Source organism: Aquabacter spiritensis (genome assembly GCF_004346185.1).
GTDB lineage: Bacteria > Pseudomonadota > Alphaproteobacteria > Rhizobiales > Xanthobacteraceae > Aquabacter > Aquabacter spiritensis.
Genome location: NZ_SMAI01000001.1, coordinates 506,342 through 524,466 on the forward strand (window position 1 = coordinate 506,342; position 18,125 = coordinate 524,466).

Annotated in this window: 9 protein-coding genes; 4 read left to right on the forward strand and 5 right to left on the reverse strand. The window is 66.7% G+C overall.

The annotated features are described in order from the left end of the window. Nucleotides 1-88: 88 nt before the first annotated feature. From EDC64_RS02455 to EDC64_RS02465, 3 genes are all read left to right on the forward strand, one after another. Nucleotides 89-1,111 carry a TRAP transporter substrate-binding protein gene (locus EDC64_RS02455; protein WP_132029489.1) on the forward strand — a complete coding sequence of 341 codons (1,023 nt, stop codon included), beginning with the start codon at nucleotides 89-91 and terminating at the stop codon, nucleotides 1,109-1,111. 107 nt (nucleotides 1,112-1,218) lie between these two features. Then, on the forward strand, nucleotides 1,219-1,716 hold the full coding sequence (locus tag EDC64_RS02460; protein WP_132029491.1) for a TRAP transporter small permease subunit: 498 nt from the start codon (nucleotides 1,219-1,221) through the stop codon (nucleotides 1,714-1,716). Nucleotides 1,717-1,721: 5 nt separating this feature from the next. Then, nucleotides 1,722-3,035 (forward strand): TRAP transporter large permease, encoded by a 1,314-nt coding sequence (locus tag EDC64_RS02465; RefSeq protein ID WP_207915892.1) that lies wholly within the window; start codon nucleotides 1,722-1,724, stop codon nucleotides 3,033-3,035. 29 nt (nucleotides 3,036-3,064) lie between these two features. On the opposite strand, the gene EDC64_RS02470 is transcribed toward EDC64_RS02465, so the two are convergent. The 5 genes from EDC64_RS02470 to EDC64_RS02490 all read right to left on the reverse strand — a co-directional run bounded on the left by EDC64_RS02470 (nucleotide 3,065) and on the right by EDC64_RS02490 (nucleotide 14,625). Then, nucleotides 3,065-3,994: a transglutaminase family protein gene (locus EDC64_RS02470; RefSeq protein ID WP_338023379.1), complete on the reverse strand. Its 930-nt coding sequence runs from the start codon at nucleotides 3,992-3,994 to the stop codon at nucleotides 3,065-3,067. Next, a complete protein-coding gene (locus EDC64_RS02475; protein ID WP_132029987.1) occupies nucleotides 3,982-6,426 on the reverse strand; it encodes a circularly permuted type 2 ATP-grasp protein in 2,445 nt (814 codons plus the stop codon). The genes EDC64_RS02470 and EDC64_RS02475 overlap by 13 nt, the downstream gene beginning before the upstream one ends. A gap of 277 nt (nucleotides 6,427-6,703) precedes the next feature. Further along, nucleotides 6,704-10,039, reverse strand: a complete 3,336-nt coding sequence (locus tag EDC64_RS02480; RefSeq protein WP_132029494.1) for a transglutaminase family protein — start codon at nucleotides 10,037-10,039, stop codon at nucleotides 6,704-6,706. Nucleotides 10,040-10,186: 147 nt separating this feature from the next. Further along, nucleotides 10,187-13,390, reverse strand: a complete 3,204-nt coding sequence (locus EDC64_RS02485; protein WP_132029496.1) for an efflux RND transporter permease subunit — start codon at nucleotides 13,388-13,390, stop codon at nucleotides 10,187-10,189. A gap of 29 nt (nucleotides 13,391-13,419) precedes the next feature. Continuing rightward, on the reverse strand, nucleotides 13,420-14,625 hold the full coding sequence (locus EDC64_RS02490; protein WP_132029498.1) for an efflux RND transporter periplasmic adaptor subunit: 1,206 nt from the start codon (nucleotides 14,623-14,625) through the stop codon (nucleotides 13,420-13,422). Between the two features lie 488 nt (nucleotides 14,626-15,113). Here EDC64_RS02490 and secA point away from each other — a divergent pair, with 488 nt between their 5' ends. Further along, nucleotides 15,114-17,894 (forward strand): preprotein translocase subunit SecA, encoded by a 2,781-nt coding sequence (gene secA, locus EDC64_RS02495; RefSeq protein WP_132029500.1) that lies wholly within the window; start codon nucleotides 15,114-15,116, stop codon nucleotides 17,892-17,894. The last annotated feature ends 231 nt before the right edge of the window (nucleotides 17,895-18,125 follow it).

The window sequence follows — 18,125 nt, forward strand, 5'->3', positions numbered from 1 at the left end:
CAAGACCGGCCGCCAAGCCGGAATATCCCGGATCAACGGGAGCAAGAGGAAACGCCATCGTCCGCCATCCCGGCGGCAAGGAGGAATCATGCCTGCATTCGACCAGGGTCCGCGCCGGACCCGCCGCTCTGCCCTCGCGCTCGCCGCGGTGCTGTTCTGCGCCCCGCTGGCCGCCGAAGCCCAGGACATCACGTTGCGCGCCTCGCACCAATTTCCGGGCGGAAAGGGCGACCCGCGCGACGAGATGGTGCAGATGATCGCCCGCGACGTCGAAGCGGCGAATGTCGGACTGAAGATCCAGGTCTTCCCCGGCGCTTCGCTCTACAAGCCCGCCGAGCAATGGGGCGCGCTCACCAAGGGCCAGCTCGACATCTCGTCCTTCCCGCTCGATTACGCCTCCGGCCGCGTGCCGCAATTCTCGGTCACGCTGATGCCGGGCCTGGTGCGCAGCTTCGACCGCGCCGAACGCCTCAATACCTCGCCCTTCATGGCGGACATCAAGAAGATCATCGAGGATCAGGGGGCGATCGTGATCGCCGACGCCTGGCTCTCCGGCGCCTTCGCCTCCAAGAAGGGCTGCATCACCAATCCCGACAGCATCAAGGGGCAGGTGACCCGCGCCGCCGGCCCGGCCTTCGAGCAGATGCTCGCGGCGGCCGGCGCCTCGATTGCCTCGATGCCCTCCTCGGAAATCTATTCCGGGATGCAGACCGGCGTGCTCGACGCGACCAACACCTCGTCCGAGAGCTTCGTGTCCTATCGCCTGTTCGAACAGGTCAAGTGCCTGACCGCCCCCGGCGCCAATGCGCTCTGGTTCATGTACGAGCCGGTGCTGATCTCCAAGCAGGTGTTCAATCGGTTGAAGCCCGACCAGCAGAAGGCGATCCTCGCCGCGGGAAAGAAGGCGCAGGACTGGTTCGCCAAGGAAGTGCGCAAGGGCGACGAGAAGCTGGCGGAGACCTTCAAGAAGGCCGGCGTCGAGGTGATCGAGATGTCGGCCTCCGACTATGACGCCTGGCTGAAGGTCGCCCAGCAGAGCTCCTACAAGAACTTCGCCGAAAAGGTGAAGGGCGGGGACGAACTCATCAAGAAGGCGCTGGCCGTCCAATAGGGGCCGCAACGTTCCGGACGCCGCGTCGCCCACGGGCGTGGCGGCGTCCGACCTTTGGCGCCGCCCGCATTTTCCCCCTTTCCCTCTTATGCACCGAGGCCGGGCCTATGCGCACCTTCCTCTCATCGGTGGATATGCTCTCGCGCGGCGCGGCGGTGATCGCCGGGCTGCTTCTCGCAGCCGCCATGCTGGTCACGTGCGAGATGATCTTCCTGCGCTACGTTTTCCGCGCGCCGACCATCTGGCAGACCGATTTCGTCGTCTTCTCCGCCACCGCGGCCGTTTTTCTTGGCGCACCTTATGTGCTCCTGACCCGCGGGCATGTCGGCGTGGACGTGATCGAAATCCTGGCGGCACCGCCGGTGAGGCGCATGCTCGGCATCGTCGGTGCCCTGCTCGGCCTGTTGTTCTGCATCGCCATGACGGTGGCGAGCGCGCTCTTCTTCCACGAGGCCTATGTCAATGAATGGACCACCTCGACGGTGGCCGCCGTGGCCTTGTGGATCCCCCTCCTGCCCCTCCCCATCGGCTTCACTCTTCTGACGCTGCAATATGTGGCGGAGATTGCGCGCCGCCTCGATGCCCACCCCGGAGACGCCGCATGATCATGATGTCCCCCACACTGGCCGGGCTTCTCGTCATCGGCTCGCTGTTCGTGCTGCTCGCCACCGGCATGCCGATCGCCTTCGCGCTCGGCCTGTCCGCCATTGGCGGCCTGCTGGTCGCGAACGGCATCGGCGTGTTCGAGGTGCTGGCCGAGACCATGTTCGCCGGCATCGCCAATCTGGCCTATGTCTCGATCCCGATGTTCGTTCTGATGGGTGCGGCCGTGGCGGCGACGCCGGCCGGACGCGACCTCTACGAGGCGCTCGACCGCTGGATGAATCGGGTGCCCGGCGGCCTGGTCCTGTCCAATATCGGCGCCTGCGCCATCTTCGCCGGCATGACCGGCTCCTCGCCCGCCACCTGCGCCGCGATCGGCAAGATGGGCATTCCGGAAATGCTGAAGCGGGGCTATCCCGCTTCGGTCGCGACCGGCTCGATCTGCGCCGGCGGCACGCTCGGCATCCTGATCCCGCCCTCGGTGACGATGATCGTCTACGGCATCGCCACCGAGACCTCGATCGCCCGCCTCTTCCTCGCCGGGGTCTTTCCCGGCCTGATGCTCACCGCCATGTTCATGGCCTGGGCGCTGATCGACTGCCGGCGCAAGGGCTTCCGCTTCGACGACACCGGCGTGCGTTTCACGATCGGGCAGAAGATTTCCGCTTTGCCGCGCGTCCTGCCGTTCCTGATCATCATCGTGGGAACGCTCTACGTGCTCTATGGCGGGGTGGCGACGCCGTCCGAGGCGGCCGGCGCCGGCGCCTTCCTGACGCTCGGCGTGGTCATCGTGATGTACCGGCTGTTCCGGCCGAAGCCGATCCTCGACATCTTCTCCTCGAGCATGCGCGAGAGCGTCATGATCATGATGATCATGGCCTCCGCGGAACTGTTCGCGTTCGCGCTTTCCTCGCTTTTCATCACCCAGAGCGTCGCCGGCGCCATTGCCGGCCTGGAGGTGAACCGCTGGGTGCTGATGGCCCTGATCAACCTGTTCCTCCTGATCTCCGGCATGTTCCTGCCGCCGGTCGCCATCATCGTGATGTCGGCGCCGCTGCTCTATCCCATCATCGTCTCGTCCGGCTTCGACCCCTATTGGTTCGCCGTTATCCTCACCATCAATATGGAAATCGGGCTGATCACCCCGCCCGTCGGGTTGAACCTGTTCGTGGTCAATGCGATCGCGCCCCAGGTGCGGACCAGCGAGGTGCTGTGGGGCGCGTTCCCCTATGTGATGACGATGATCCTCGGCATCGTCATTCTCAGCCTCTTTCCCGGCATCGCCACCTGGCTGCCGGACCAAGTGATGGGTCCGCTCTGATGCGCCCGCGGTGAGGCGCCGCCGCGCCGTCAGGAGGCCGGCGCCTCGGCCTGGGGGCGCTCCACCGGGATAACGTCGACGCCCACCGCCAATTGGTGTTCGCCGGAGGCGACGATGACCCCGTCCACGGGCGACACGTCGGAATAGTCCCGGCCGATAGCGAGGATGATGTGGTCCTCGCCCACCGGGATCGCATTGGTGGGATCGAGCCCGACCCAGCCGAGATCCACGCCGCACCACACTTCCACCCAGGCATGGGTCGCGTCCGCCCCGGCGAGGCGCGGCTGGCCGGGCGGGGGGATGGTGCGCAGATAGCCGGACACATAGCGCGCCGGGATTCCGACACCGCGCAGGCCGGCAATCATGACATGGGCGAAGTCCTGGCAGACGCCCGCCCGGGCCGCGAAGGCCTGCGCCGGCAGAGTCGCGACATCGGTGGCGCCGGGCTCGTAGGTGAAGGTCTCCTTGATGCGGTGCATCACGTCGAGCGCCGCGGCGAGGATGGGGCGATCGGCGGCGCAGCTCTCGGCGGTCCATTCGGTGATGGCGGGATCGAGCGGTACCGAGCGGGTCGGAAACAAGCCATGGACGGGCGAGTCGGGGCCGAGATCGAACGCGGTCAGCGCCGCACTTCGCACGAGATCGACGATCGGCGTCGTCATGGCGTCCGGCAGCACCGTGCCGCGCACCTCGATGCGCGCCCGCATCGTGATGTCGAGCCGCTCGTGCGGCGTGTCGAACGTGACGTAGCAGATGGCGTTGCCGAAGAAATCCGTCCCGTGCTCGGCCTCGCTCGGCGCCGGGCGGGTGTCCAACATGTTCGCGATGACGTGCTGGTGCGGTCCCCGGTCGACCGGCGTCATGCGCATGACCTGCCGCGCGGCGCGCACGGGAGCGCCGTAGGAATAGGTCGTGGTCTGGCGGATGTCGTAGAGCATCGCGGCCTCTAGCCCGGCCATGCCATGTCGGCGGCCGGCTCCTGGATGAAATAGTGCGAGGCGATCTCGTCCGAGAGCAGCATCAGATCCCCCTCTAGGGCCTCAAAATCGCCGATGTCGAAGGCGTCCGCCCCGGAGGCGGTGAGGTCGGCCTGCATGCGCGCGACCAGCCGCTCGGCGAAGGAGGGCGGTTCGTCGGGATCGCGGCCGGGCAGCACCTTCAGATGGGCCGCCATGCGCTGGACCTGGAAGGCGAAGGAGCGGGGATTCTCCGGGTCGAGCAGGACCAGATCGAGCACTGGTCCGCGGGCCTCCATGGTGACATACCGGCTGCGATAGGTGATCTGGCTGTCGGCCAGTTGCAGCAGCACGTCGAGCGCGCCGCGCGGCGCGCCGGGTTCGGCGAACGTCCGCACGAACCGCATGATGGCGATCGAGCGCTCGATGCGCCGGCCCATTTCCAGGAAGCGCCAGCCGGTGAGCCGGTTCATGTTTTCGCTGGCGAGGCCGGAAAAGGCCGCAACGATGCGCAGCGCCGCGTCCGCCCGTTCATAGGCGTCGGCCTCCGAGGGCGAGGTCGGCACGGGCGCGTCGACGCAGGATTCCAGATCGACCAGAGCCCGCCACGCATCGGGCGAGAAGCGGTCGCGGATCACGGAGGCGGAGCCCCGGGCGCTCTTGACCAGTTGCGGCAGCGCGCCCGGCAAATCGTGGCGGGTCAGTGCGGCCACCGCATAGCGTCCCGGCGTGGCGCGGGCGAGATCGCGCGGCATCGCGCCCCAGGAGGACAGGAGGGTGAGAAGCCGCGTCACGAGGGGGCTCGAGGCGCTCTCGATCTCGGCGAGGCGCCCGACGAGCGCCCGCACCAGCCGCAGCGTCGCCTCGGCGCGTTCCAGATAGCGACCGAGCCAGAACAGATTGTCCGCGGCGCGGCTCGGCAGCGTGCCGGAGGAGCGGCGCACCCGCACATTGTCTGGGCTGGGCAACAGGGTGGTTTCGGCGACATCGCCGTCCGCCAGCACCCAGACGTCGGCCGAGCGGTCGCCGCGCTGCATCGAAAAGGCGCGTGGATCGAGGGTCTCGGAAATGCGGCAGAAGCCGCCCGGCATCACGCTCCAGCCCTCCTCCGTCGCGGCGAGGAAGACGCGCAGAGTGAAGGGGCGCGGGATCAGCCGTTCGCCGGTCCAGACCGGCATGGTGGAGAGCCGCGCGACATCCTGGCCGACCAGATCGGAGCCGCGGCGGCTGAGCAGGACCGAGAGCTTGCGCCGATCGGCAGCGGTCAGATCGGCACCGAGCACCAGGCCCTGGAGCTTCAACCCCGGCACGGCGGTGCCGAAGGCAGGGGCAAGCACCAGGGAATCGAGATTTTCCATCACCTGGCTGCGCTCGGCCTCCTGGCCGCACCACCAGGTGCCGACATGGGGAAGCGACAGTCCGTGGCCGAGCGCATGGGTGGCGAGGCGCGGCAGGAAGGCCATGAGCGCCGGCGCCTCGACGAGGCCGGAACCGAGCGCATTCGCCAGCACCGCGCCGCCGCTGCGCACCGCCTGGACGAGCCCGGGCACGCCGAGATGCGAGCGGGCATTCAGCTCCAGCGGGTCGGCGAAATCGGAATCGAGCCGGCGCATCAAAACGTCGAGCCGTTTCAGGCCGCCCACCGTGCGCACGAACAGCGCATCGCCCCGCACTGTCAGGTCCTCGCCCTCGACCAGGAGGAAGCCGAGATAGCGGGCGAGCAGCGCGTGCTCGAAATAGGTCTCGTTCAGGGCGCCCGGGGTGAGAAGGCCGATCCGCCCCTCCCCCGTCCGGTCGAGCTTGAGCAGGGATGTCCGGAAGGCCTGGAAGAAGCCGGCGAGGCGCTCCATGCGCATATTGCGCGAGACGTCCGGCAGGGCGCGGCTGAGCGCAAGGCGGTTTTCCAGTGCGTAGCCGGTGCCGGAGGGCGCCTGTGTGCGATCGGAAAGCACCCACCAGCGGCCGTCCGGTCCGCGGCCGACATCAGCAGCGTAGAAGCGCAGGAAGCGGCCGCCGCGCGGCTTCACGCCGACCAGAGGACGGAGGAATTCCGGGCTGCCCGCCACCGCAGCGGCCGGCAAAGCGCCGTTGCGCACGAGATTTGCCGGGCCGTAGAGATCGGCCAACAGCCGGTCCAGAAGCTCGGCGCGCTCGGCCAGGCCCTTGGCGAGTTGCGCCCAGTCGGCCTGGTTGATCAGCAGCGGAATGTGGCTCAGCGCCCAAGGGCGCTCGCGCCCCCCGGCATCGTCATAGACCCGGTAGAAAACGCCGCTGTCGCGCAGATAACGGTCGGCCGCCCCGAAGCGCCGGCCAAGCTCGTCCCGGCCGAGTTCCGCCATCGCGGCGAGGAACGGGACCCAATGAGGGCGCGGATGGCCATCCGCGTCCATCATCTCGTCGCGCACCCCGGGAAGCGGCGCATAGCCGGCGACCATGCTCGCCACCGCAGCCTCCTGGAATGCCTCGCTGCGCTGCTCCGCCCCGGCCACGCTCAGCCCTTCCTGCCTCGGCTGGGGTCTGCACCCCCGGCCATGCGCCCCTGCACGACCGCAGCCTTCCGCAGGGCATTAGACCTGCGATCGCTGGCCAGGGGAAGCCGCTTTTTCCGGCAGAGCGTCCTGCAAGCCGTTGAACCGCTGCGCTTTCCGGCCGCGGCGGCGCGCGACGCGGAATGCCGGGCACCGCCCCGCCGCAAAGCGCGGGGCCGCCGGCCTATATGCCGGCGGGGCGCCGCAGATCCAAAGTGGTCGGGAAGGCGTCCGATCCGTTTTCAGCGGGGACGTGCGGCACCCCCGGCGTGTGGCCGAAGGTCTGGAAGCGGGCGAGCCGCCGTGCCTCGGCCTCGTAGGAATTGACCGGATAGGTGTCGTAGCTGCGCCCGCCGGGATGCGACACGTGATAGACGCAGCCGCCGCGCGAGCGCCCGGCCCAGGTGTCGATCACCTCGAAGGTGAGCGGCGTGTGGACCGGGATGGTCGGATGGAGGCCGTTCGGCGGCTGCCACGCTTTGTAGCGCACGCCGCCGACAAAGGTCCCGTTCCGCCCGGTCGCCGCCAGCGGAACACGCCGCCCGTTGCAGGCGACGAGATAGCGGGCGGGATTGAACCCTTCGACCTTCACCTGAATGCGTTCGACCGACGAATCCACGTAGCGCACGGTGCCGCCGACCGCATTCTCCTCGCCGAGCACATGCCACGGCTCGAGCGCGCTGCGCAGCTCGACATCGATCCCCGCCCGCTGGATCTTTCCGAAGGCGGGGAAACGGAACTCGTACTGCGCTTTGAACCAGAGCGGATCGAAGGCGTAGCCGGCCTCCTTCAGATCTTCGAGCACGCCTTCGAAATCCGCCCACACATAATGCGGCAGCATGAAGCGGTCGTTGAGCCCGGTGCCCCAGCGCGCGCATCCGCCTTGGATCGGGGCACGCCAGAGCATGGCGATCAAGGCCCGCAGCAGCAATTGCTGGGCGAGGCTCATCCGCCAGTCCGGCGGCATCTCGAAGCAGCGGAACTCGACCAGGCCGAGGCGGCCGGTCGCGCCGTCCGGCGAATAGAGCTTGTCGATCGAGATTTCGGTGCGATGCGTGCTGCCGGTCACGTCGATCAGGATGTTGCGGAACAGCCGGTCGACCAGCCAGGGCGGGGGCGGCACGTCCTTGCCCGGCAGCGGCACCTTGGAGAGCGCGATCTCCAGCTCGTAAAGGCTGTCGTGGCGGGCCTCGTCGATGCGGGGATGCTGCGAGGTGGGGCCGATGAACAGGCCGGAGAACAGATAGGACAGGGACGGATGGCGCTGCCAATAGAGGATCAGGCTCTTGAGCAGGTCAGGTCGACGCAGAAACGGGCTGTCGGCCGGGGTCGCGCCGCCCACCACCACATGGTTGCCACCGCCGGTTCCGGTATGGCGGCCGTCGGTCATGAATTTTTCGGTGCCGAGCCGCGCCAGCCGCGCCTCCTCGTAGAGGATGCGCGTGGTCTCGACGCATCCCCGCCAGGTGGCGGAGGGGTGGACGTTCACCTCCAGCACGCCGGGATCGGCGGCCACCCCGATCACCTGCAACCGCGGGTCAAAGGGCGGCGGATAGCCTTCGACATGGACCGGCATGCCCATTTCGGCGGCGGTCGCCTCCACCGCCGCGAGGAAATCGAGATAATCCTCCAGCGTCTCGCAGGGCGGCATGAACACACAGATCCGCCCGTCGCGGGCCTCGATCGAGACCGCCGTGCGCACCGCGCGGGCGACCGGATCGACGACCTTGGCGATATGGTCGGCGAGGATCTGGCGCGACCGCTCGGCCGCCGGCACATGTCCGGTCCCCACGTCGCGCTGATAGCTTTGGGCGACCTTGTCGGGATCTGGCAGCGGACCGCGCATTTCCAGCGGATCGGCCGGAACCGTATGGGGATAGACGATCGGCGGGAGGTAGGGCAGCGAATCGAGCGGCAGACGGAAGCCGATGGCGCTGTCGCCGGGCACCAGGAACAGATGGTCGCGCCGGAAGGTCCAGACCTCGCTGAGCCATCCGCCGCCCGCTTTGGCGTTCAGGCGCTGCACCGGAATGACATAGCCGCGGGGCGAGAGCATGCCGGAGGTGATCGCCTTGGCGAGCGTGAGGCGCGCCTCGGGATCCTCGAGCCGCTTGTCACCCGGCTTGAGATTCTCCGGGAGCTTGGCCTCCTTCAGGAGGAAATGGGAAATGTCCTCATAGGCCGGGTGGACATATTTCGGACCGAGGCCGAGGCGTTCGGCGAGCAGCGTGGCGAAGCGCTCGGCCTCGGCCGGGCCGACGCCGTAATCCTTCTCCTCGTCCGCGATCAGGCCCTCGTCGCCCCAGACCGGTTTGCCGTCCTTGCGCCAGAACAGGCCGAAGCTCCAGCGCGGCAGGGGCTCGCCGGGATACCATTTGCCCTGGCCATAATGCAGCAGCCCGCCGGGCGCGAAGCGCTTGCGCAGGCGGCGGATCAGATCGTCCGCGCGCGCCCGCTTGGTCGGGCCGAGGGCGGCGGTGTTCCATTCCGCGCCCTCATAATCGTCGATCGAGACGAAGGTCGGCTCGCCGCCCATGGTGAGCCGCACGTCATGCGCCTGAAGATCCGCATCCACCTTCTCGCCGAGCGCGTCGAGCGCCGCCCAGCTCTCGTCGGAGAATGGCAGCGTCACGCGCGGCGCCTCGGCGACGCGGGTGACCGTCATTTCGAAATCGAACGTGACCTCGGCCGGCTCGACCAGACCGCTAATCGGTGCCGCGGAGCGGTAATGCGGCGTCGCGGCGAGCGGGATATGGCCCTCGCCACACAAAAGGCCCGATGTGGCGTCGAGGCCGATCCAGCCTGCGCCGGGCAGGTACACCTCGGCCCACGCGTGCAGATCGGTGAAATCCACGTCTGTCCCGGACGGCCCGTCGAGCGATTTCACGTCCGGCTTCAATTGGATCAGATAGCCCGACACGAAGCGCGCCGCGAGACCGAGCCGGCGCAGCGTCTGCACCAGGAGCCAGCCAGAATCCCGGCACGAGCCGAGCGCGCTTTCGAGCGTCTCGTCCGGGGTCTGAACCCCCGGCTCCATGCGGATGACGTAGCCGACCTTGTTCTGAACCTTCTGGTTCAGTTCGACCAGGAAGTCGACCGTGCGGCGGGTCTCGGTCGAGACGGTGGCGACGAAGGCGTCGAGCAGCGGCCCGCCGTCCTGAAGCTCCAGATAGGGGGTCAGCTCGGTCTTCAGCTCGGCCGAGTAGGTGAAGGGGAAATTCTCGGCCGCATCCTCGATGAAGAAATCGAAGGGATTGATGACCGCGAGGCTGGCGAGGAGATCCACCTCGACCTTGAACTCCGTGGCGCGCTCGGGGAAGACCAGCCGGGCCTGCCAATTGCCGAACGGATCCTGCTGCCAATTGATGAAGTGCTCGGCGGGCGAGATCTTCAGGCTGTAGGCCGGCACATCCGTCCGGCTGTGCGGCGCGGGCCGCAGCCGGATGATCTGCGGCCCGAGAGCGACCGGCCGGTCATAGGTGTAGCTGGTGACGTGGTGCAGGTTCGCGAGGATGGGCATTTCGGGTCACCGGCGGCTGGGGGCAAGGCTCAGCCCAAGGTTAAACAAGGGGTTACGTGCCTCAAAGCTCGACTTTGCGGCGGCCTGCCGCATAAGCAGGCAGCCCCGGGCGCGGGCGCGGCACCGCGCGAACGGTCCCGCGTGTCCTCACGCGGTGGCCGGCGCAGCCGGCCCCGCCGGCGGGTGGCCGCCGCCCGACGCCGCATGGCCCGGTGCCATTTTGGGCTTCTTCTTCAGCACCTTCTCCTCGAAAATCTGCAGCACCGTGTAGAAGGACGGCACGAAGAGGACCGCGAGGCAGGTGGAGGCGAGCATGCCGGACACCACGGCGATGCCGATCGACTTGCGCGAATTGGCACCGGCACCGGTCGCGAAGACCAGCGGCAGCACGCCGAGGATGAAGGCGAAGGAGGTCATCAGGATCGGCCGGAACCGGAGGCGCGAGGCCTCGATCGCGGCTTCCATGATCCCCATCCCCTCGGCGCGCTTCTCGCGGGCATATTCGACGATCAGGATCGCGTTTTTGGAGGCGAGCGCAATCAGCAGGACGAGCCCGATCTGGGTGTAGAGATTGTTCGCGGCCCCGAGCGCGGTCAGCGCGCCCACCGTGCCGAGCAGCGCCAGCGGCACCGCGAGGATCACCGAGAGCGGCAGGATCCAGCTCTCGTACTGGCCCGCCAGCACCATGTAGACCAGCAGGATGGCGAAGGCGAAGACGTAATACATCTGCGCGCCGACCACCTGCTCCTGATACGACATGGCGGTCCATTCGAAACCCATGCCCGGCGGCAGGGTCGCGGCGGCGATCTGCTCCATCAGCGTCATCGCCTGCCCCGAGGAGAAGCCCGGCGCATTGGTGCCGACAATGGTCGCGGTCGGATAGAGATTGTAGAGCGAGATCAACGGAGCCCCGGCAACCATGCGCACGTCGATGAAGGTGCCGAGCGGAACCATCGTGCCGTCTGGCGTGCTAACCTTCAGGTTCTGCAGATCCTCCGGAAGCAGGCGCGAGGCGGCCTCGGCCTGGACATAGACCTGGAAGACGTTGCCGAACTTGTTGATCTGGGTGACGTAGCTCGATCCCACATATGACGAGAGGGTGGTGAAGATCTGGTTCACCGAGACGCCGAGCTGCTGCGCCTTGATGCGGTTCACATCGACCTGAAGTTGCGGGGCGCTGGCGCGGAACGAGGTGTTGAGATGCGACAGGCTTGACTGCGCCGTGCCCTTCTCGACCAGGGCGTCGGCGACGTTCTGCAGCAGATTATAGTCGAAATTGCCGTCGCGGATCTGCGGCTGCATGGTGAAGCCGGACGCATTGCCGATGCCCTGGATCGCCGGCGGCACGAGCACCATGACGATCGCCCCCTCGATCTTGGCGAATGCCCGGTTCATGTTCGTGTAGATGGAGAGGAGATCCTGCCCCTTCTCCTTTTCGCGCACACTCCAATCGGTAAACGGGACATAGATGACGCCGCCATTGGCCAGCGTCGCGCTGTTGTCCAGGATCGAGATGCCGGAAATGCCGAGCACCGTCTTGACCCCCGGAATCTTCATCGTGATTTCCGAGACCTCCTCCACCATGCGGCGGGTGCGCTCCATGGAGGCCGAGTCCGGCAATTGAATGCCGAGGATCACATAGCCCTGATCCTCGATCGGCAGGAACGAGGTGGGCAGGCGCGACAGGCCCCAGCCGGCGACCCCCATCAGAACCAGGGCAATCACCACCATCATTTTGGAATGGTGCACCATACGGCTGATGAGTGCGGTGTAGCCATGTTCGCACTTGTCGTAGACGGCATTGAACCCCTTGTAGAAGAAGTTCTTCTTCTCGGGCGGCGTGGGCTTGCGCAGCCACAAGGCGCACTGGGTCGGCTTCAGGGTGGCGGCGTTGATCGCCGAGATGAAGGCGGTGGCCGCGATCACCAGGGCGAACTGCTTGAACATCTCGCCGCTGAGTCCGGGAATGAACGAGGCCGGCAGGAACACCGACATCAGGACGAGCGTGATGCCGATGACCGGGCCGAACAGTTCGTCCATGGCCTTTTCCGCCGCCGGCTGGCCCTCCATCCCCTCCTCGATATGCCGCGCCACGCCCTCCACGATCACGATCGCATCGTCGACGACGATGCCGATGGCGAGAATCAAGGCGAACAGGGTGGAGAGGTTGACGGTGAAGCCGAGCGCCGCCATCGCCGCGAACGCGCCGATGATGGTGACCGGCACGGTCGTCGCCGGGACCAATGTCGCCCGCCAATCCTGCAGGAACAGCATGATGACGATCAGCACCAGGATGCCGGCCTCGAACAGGGTCTTGTAGACCTCGTTGATCGAGGCGGTCACGAACAGCGTCGTATCGAACGGAATGTGGTAGGCGACGCCGTCGGGGAAGGTCTTGGACAATTCGTCCATCTTCTTCTTCACCTCGGCCGCGACCTGGAGCGCGTTCGCATCGGGGAGCTGGAAGATGGCGATGCCGGCAGCCGGCTTGTTGTCCTGGGTGAAGGTCTTGGAATAGGTCTGCGCGCCGAGCTCGACCCGGCCGATGTCCCGGATGCGGACCACCCGCCCGCCGCTCTGATTGTCGGACTTGACGATGATGTTCTCGTAGTCGACGACGTCGTTCAGCCGGCCCTGGATATTGACGGTGTATTGGAAATTGGCGCTGGCGGGCGCCGGCGGCATGCCGACCTGGCCGGCCGTGACCTCCTGGCTCTGGCCCTGAATGGCATTGATGACGGACGATGGCGTGAGCCCGACGGCCTGCATCTTGTCGGCGTCCATCCAGACGCGCATCGCATACGTCCCGGACCCGAACACCGAGACCGTGCCGACCCCGGGCAGGCGCTCAAGTTCGTTCTCGATGAAGATGCTGGCGTAATTGTTCAGATAGAGGCCGTCGAACTTGCCGTCGGGCGACGTCAGGGTGACGAACTCCAGGATCGACGTGCCTTTCTGGAGCACGGTGACGCCCTGGGTCTGCACCGCCTGCGGCAGCGAGGCGAGCGCGATCGCCACCCGATTCTGCACCAGCACCTGCGCCATGTTCGGATCGGTGCCGATGTCGAAGGTCACGACCAGCGTATAAGTGCCGTCGGAGGCGGCCCAGGACTGCATGTAGATCATGCCCTGGACGCCGTTGACCTGCTCTTCGATCGGCAGGGCGACGGTGTCGATCATCGTCTTGGCGCTGGCGCCGGGATAGGAGGTCGTCACCGACACGGTGGGCGGAACGATGTTCGGATACTGTGCCACCGGCAGGCGGATCAGGCAGACGAGGCCGATCACCACGAACAGGATCGCGAGCACGTTTGCCAAAACCGGCCGCTCGATGAAAAAGCGCGAGATCATGGGCGCCGCCTAGGTTCGAGAAGCCGGGATCAGTTTTTCGGAGCGGCCGGCGGCGAGCCAGCGGGGGCGGAGGAAGGGTCGATCGGTGCGCGCGGCGGGGGCACCTGCCCCATGGTGCCGGTCTCCGGCGTCACGCTCGCGCCCGGAATGGCGCGCTGGAGGCCGTTGATCACCACCTGCGTGCCCGCGGCGAGGCCGCTGTCGATCGCCCGGAGCCCCTTGTCCTGGAGTTGGCCGAGCGACACCTGCGTCTGCGCCACCTTTTTGTCCTTGTCGACCGTCAGCACATAGGCGCCACTCTGATTGGTGGCGATGGCGCTGTCATTGACCAGCACCATCGGCGTCGCCGGGCCGAGCGGAAGCCGCACGCGGGCGAACAGGCCGGGGATGAGCGCCAGGTTGGGATTGTCGAAGATGCCGCGCACCGTGAGCGTGCCGGTATTGGCGTCGACCTGCGGCGAGACATAATCGAGCTTGCCCTTATGGGGATAGCCCTGCTCGGTCTGGAGCCCGATTTCCACGGGGATGTTCGCGAGATCCTGGGCGACCGATTGCAGCGTCCGGCCCTGGGCGGCGAGGCCCTCTTTGATCCGCAGCACCTGGGTCTCGGACAAAGTGAACCAGACATAGATCGGATTCACCTCGACGATGGTCGCGAGCTTGGTCGGACCGCTATAGCCGACCAGGGCGCCGACATCCTGAAGATGCGCCGTCACCACGCCATCGAAGGGCGCCGTCACTTCCGTATAGCCGAGATTGATCTTCGCGATATCCAGCGAGGCCTGGGCGTTGGCGACGTTCGCCACCGCCTGGTCGCGCTTGGCACGCGCCGAATCGAGGGTGGCCTGCGAGGCGAAGTCCTGCTTGGCGAGCTGGTTCTGCCGGTTGAACTCGGCTTCCGCCTGAACCTGGGCCGCCTGGTTGGAGGCGAGGGTCGCCTGCGCCTGGGCGACGTCAGCCTTGTACTGGTCCTGCTCGATCACGAACAGGACGGTGCCCTTCTTCACGAGGGCGCCGTCCGTATATTTGATCGCCGTCAGAAAGCCCTGCACGCGGGCATTGAGATCGACCGAATTGATGGACGCGGTGTTGCCGGTGAGCTGAAGGTAGCGCGTCACGGGCTGCTCGAGCGCCGGGGCCACCGTCACGGTCGGCGGCGGCGGCGCGACATACTGGTTCTTCTCCTCGCACCCCGCGAGCAGAAGAGAGCCGGCCAAGCCCGCCGCGAGGGCCATGCCCCGCCGGCCGCCGGCGCCAGCGAAACTGCAAGCGCCGCAGAAAGAAATCACCCCGGCCATACCCCAACCCCCGGACCGTGCACGTCGAGCGGATACTAAGCAGCGGACCCTCCCCTGTCCATGTCACTTAACGGCGATGCCGGCCCCGCCGCCGGCCGCTCCGCCTCCGGTGACCCGCTTGCCCAACGGACACCGACACCATGCATGCTGCGATGCAGCGCGGAGCGATCATCGGCGTTCGGCTCATTGACAAGCCCCCGCCCCGTTCATAAGTCTCCCCTCGGCGCAACGGTGTCCTCCACCCAGCCGTCAGCCGGACGCGGCCAGAGTGCCGGCAGCTTCCATTGGCAGCGACAATCGGGCGCGATCCGTTTCGACTTGGTGACGCCGCATTGCTGGCGTCGAAGGAGGGCGCCATTGACCGGACGGTGCGGCCGGGCGGTTCCGGTGCTCCCGTCCCCACGGAACGAATAGAGACCAGGCCCATGCTAGGTGGAATTGCCCGCAAGCTGTTCGGATCGTCGAACGACCGCAGGGTCAAGGGCTTTCGCCCCACCGTCCAGGCGATCAACGCGCTGGAGGCCGAGCTTACCGGCCTTTCCGACGCCCAGCTGCGCGCGCGCACCGACGCGTTCCGGGCCGAATTGGCCGGCGGCAAGGATCTGGACGATCTGCTGGTTCCCGCCTTCGCCACGGTGCGCGAAGCGTCCAAACGGGTGCTCGGACTGCGCCCGTTCGACGTGCAGCTGATCGGTGGCATGGTGCTGCATCAGGGCGGCATCGCGGAAATGAAGACCGGCGAAGGCAAGACCCTCGTCGCCACCGCCCCCGTCTATCTCAACGCGCTCGCCGGAAAGGGCGTGCACGTCGTGACGGTGAACGACTATCTGGCCCGCCGCGACGCGGAGTGGATGGGCCGCATCTACAATTTCCTCGGGCTGAGCACCGGCATCATCGTCCACGGCCTGGACGACGAGCAGCGCCGGGCTGCCTACATGTCGGACGTCACCTACGCGACCAACAACGAGCTCGGCTTCGATTATCTGCGCGACAATATGAAGTATGAGCGCGGCCAGATGGTGCAGCGGCCGCACTTCTTCGCCATCGTCGACGAGGTGGATTCGATTCTGGTCGACGAGGCGCGCACGCCGCTGATCATTTCCGGTCCGCTCGACGACCGCTCGGATTTCTACAACACCATCGACACCTTCATTCCCCGCCTGGACAAGAAGGACTACGAGGTCGACGAGAAGCAGCGCTCCGTCGCCATGACCGAACAGGGCATGGAGACGATGGAGCAGATGCTCTCATCCGCCGGTCTGCTGAAGACCGGTTCGCTCTACGACATCGAGAACGTCTCGGTGGTGCACCATGTGAACCAGGCGCTGCGCGCCCACACGCTGTTCCAGCGCGACAAGGACTACATCGTCCGCAACGGCGAAGTGGTGATCATCGACGAGTTCACCGGCCGCATGATGCCCGGCCGGCGCTATTCGGAGGGCCTGCATCAGGCGCTCGAAGCGAAGGAACGCGTCCCGGTCCAGCCGGAGAACCAGACCCTCGCCTCGATCACCTTCCAAAACTATTTCCGCCTCTACCAGAAGCTGGCCGGCATGACCGGCACCGCCTCGACCGAAGCGGCGGAGTTCGGCGACATCTACAAGCTGGACGTGGTGGAAATCCCGACCAACGTGCAGGTCGCCCGCATCGATGACGACGACGAGGTCTATCGCACCGCCGCCGAGAAATACGACGCGATCATCAAGCTGATCGAGGAGGCGCACGGGCGCAATCAGCCGATCCTGGTCGGAACCACCTCGATCGAAAAGTCGGAGCTGCTCGCCGAATTGCTGCTGAAGGCGGGGTTCGCGCAGAAGGACTTCTCCGACCCGGACGCCTTCACCGGCCATGTCCAGGGCAAGAATTTCGCGGTGCTGAACGCCCGCTATCACGAGCAGGAAGCCTATATCGTCGCCCAGGCCGGCGTGCCGGGTTCGGTGACCATCGCCACCAACATGGCGGGACGCGGCACCGACATCCAGCTCGGCGGCAATGCCGACATGCGGATCGGGCAGGAATTGAAGGATCTGCCCGCGGATGCGCCCGAGCGCGCCGCGCGCGAGGCGGAGATCCGCGCGGAGGTCGCCGCGCTCAAGAAGAAGGCGTTGGAAGCCGGCGGCCTGATGGTTCTGGGCACCGAGCGCCACGAAAGCCGGCGCATCGACAATCAGCTGCGCGGACGCTCCGGGCGCCAGGGCGACCCGGGACACTCCAAATTCTTCCTGTCGCTCGACGACGACCTGATGCGGATCTTCGGATCCGACCGCCTCGACAGCATGCTGCAGCGCCTCGGCCTGAAGGAAGGCGAGGCGATCATCCATCCCTGGATCAACAAGGCGTTGGAGAAGGCGCAGCAGAAGGTCGAGGCGCGGAATTACGACATCCGCAAGAACCTGCTGAAATATGACGACGTCCTGAACGACCAGCGCAAGGTCGTTTTCGAGCAACGGCTCGATCTGATGAATGACGGCGACATCGCCGAGACCGTCGAGGACATGCGCCACTCGGTGATCCACGATTTGGTCGCCAAATACATCCCGGTTAATTCCTACCCCGAGCAATGGGACGTGAAGGGCCTGGACTTCGCGGTGCGCGACGTGCTGACCCTCGATCTGCCGGTGTCCGACTGGGCGAAGGAAGAGGGCATCGGCGCCGAGGAGGTGACGCAGCGCATCGTGCAGCGCGCCGACGAATGGATGGCCGGAAAAAGCGCCCAATACGGGCCGGATCTGATGCGCTACGTCGAGAAGTCGGTGCTGCTTCAGACGCTCGACCATCTCTGGCGCGAGCACATCGCGATGCTCGACCATCTGCGCCAGGTGATCGGCCTGCGCGGCTACGGCCAGCGCGACCCGCTCAATGAGTACAAGTCGGAGGCGTTCCAGCTCTTCGCCGCCATGCTCGGCCGGCTGCGCGAGATCGTCACCTCGCAATTGATGCGGGTCGAGATCGTCACCGCGCCTCCGCCCATGGCGGAATTGCCGGCCATGGAAGGCCATCATATCGATGCCACCACGGGCGAGGATGAAATGGCGATGGCCGGCGCGGCGATCGGCCGGCGTCCCCAGCCGGCTCTGACCGGCGACGTCGCCGTGGCGGAGCGCAACCCCGAGGATCCCTCCACCTGGGGCAAAGTGGGCCGGAACGAGAACTGTCCCTGCGGCTCCGGCAAGAAATACAAGCACTGCCACGGCCGCTTCGCCTGACGGCGAACCGGCCGGAGGGGACCGGGTTGGCTGCCTGCCCTCCCCTCTCTTCCGCATGGACGTGATGCGTGCCGGAACGGCTTCGTTCCGGCACGCTTTGTGATCAGCGCGCGCGCAACGCTCCGGAGCGCGGCCGGGGCGTGCCCGCGCCAGTGAAGCCCGGGCGGCGATGGCGGTTACCCGGCCGCGTGCGCGGCTCCGTCCCCGGTTCAACGGAAAACCGACCTGCCC

Coding starts and splice junctions, on each gene's coding strand:
- EDC64_RS02470 (WP_338023379.1), bottom strand. CDS start 3,994: ATGGCCGGGCTAGAGGCCGCGATGCTCTACGACATCCGCCAGACCACG.
- EDC64_RS02485 (WP_132029496.1), bottom strand. CDS start 13,390: ATGATCTCGCGCTTTTTCATCGAGCGGCCGGTTTTGGCAAACGTGCTC.
- EDC64_RS02465 (WP_207915892.1), top strand. CDS start 1,722: ATGTCCCCCACACTGGCCGGGCTTCTCGTCATCGGCTCGCTGTTCGTG.
- EDC64_RS02460 (WP_132029491.1), top strand. CDS start 1,219: ATGCGCACCTTCCTCTCATCGGTGGATATGCTCTCGCGCGGCGCGGCG.
- EDC64_RS02455 (WP_132029489.1), top strand. CDS start 89: ATGCCTGCATTCGACCAGGGTCCGCGCCGGACCCGCCGCTCTGCCCTC.
- EDC64_RS02490 (WP_132029498.1), bottom strand. CDS start 14,625: ATGGCCCTCGCGGCGGGCTTGGCCGGCTCTCTTCTGCTCGCGGGGTGC.
- EDC64_RS02475 (WP_132029987.1), bottom strand. CDS start 6,426: ATGGTCGCCGGCTATGCGCCGCTTCCCGGGGTGCGCGACGAGATGATG.
- EDC64_RS02480 (WP_132029494.1), bottom strand. CDS start 10,039: ATGCCCATCCTCGCGAACCTGCACCACGTCACCAGCTACACCTATGAC.
- secA (WP_132029500.1), top strand. CDS start 15,114: ATGCTAGGTGGAATTGCCCGCAAGCTGTTCGGATCGTCGAACGACCGC.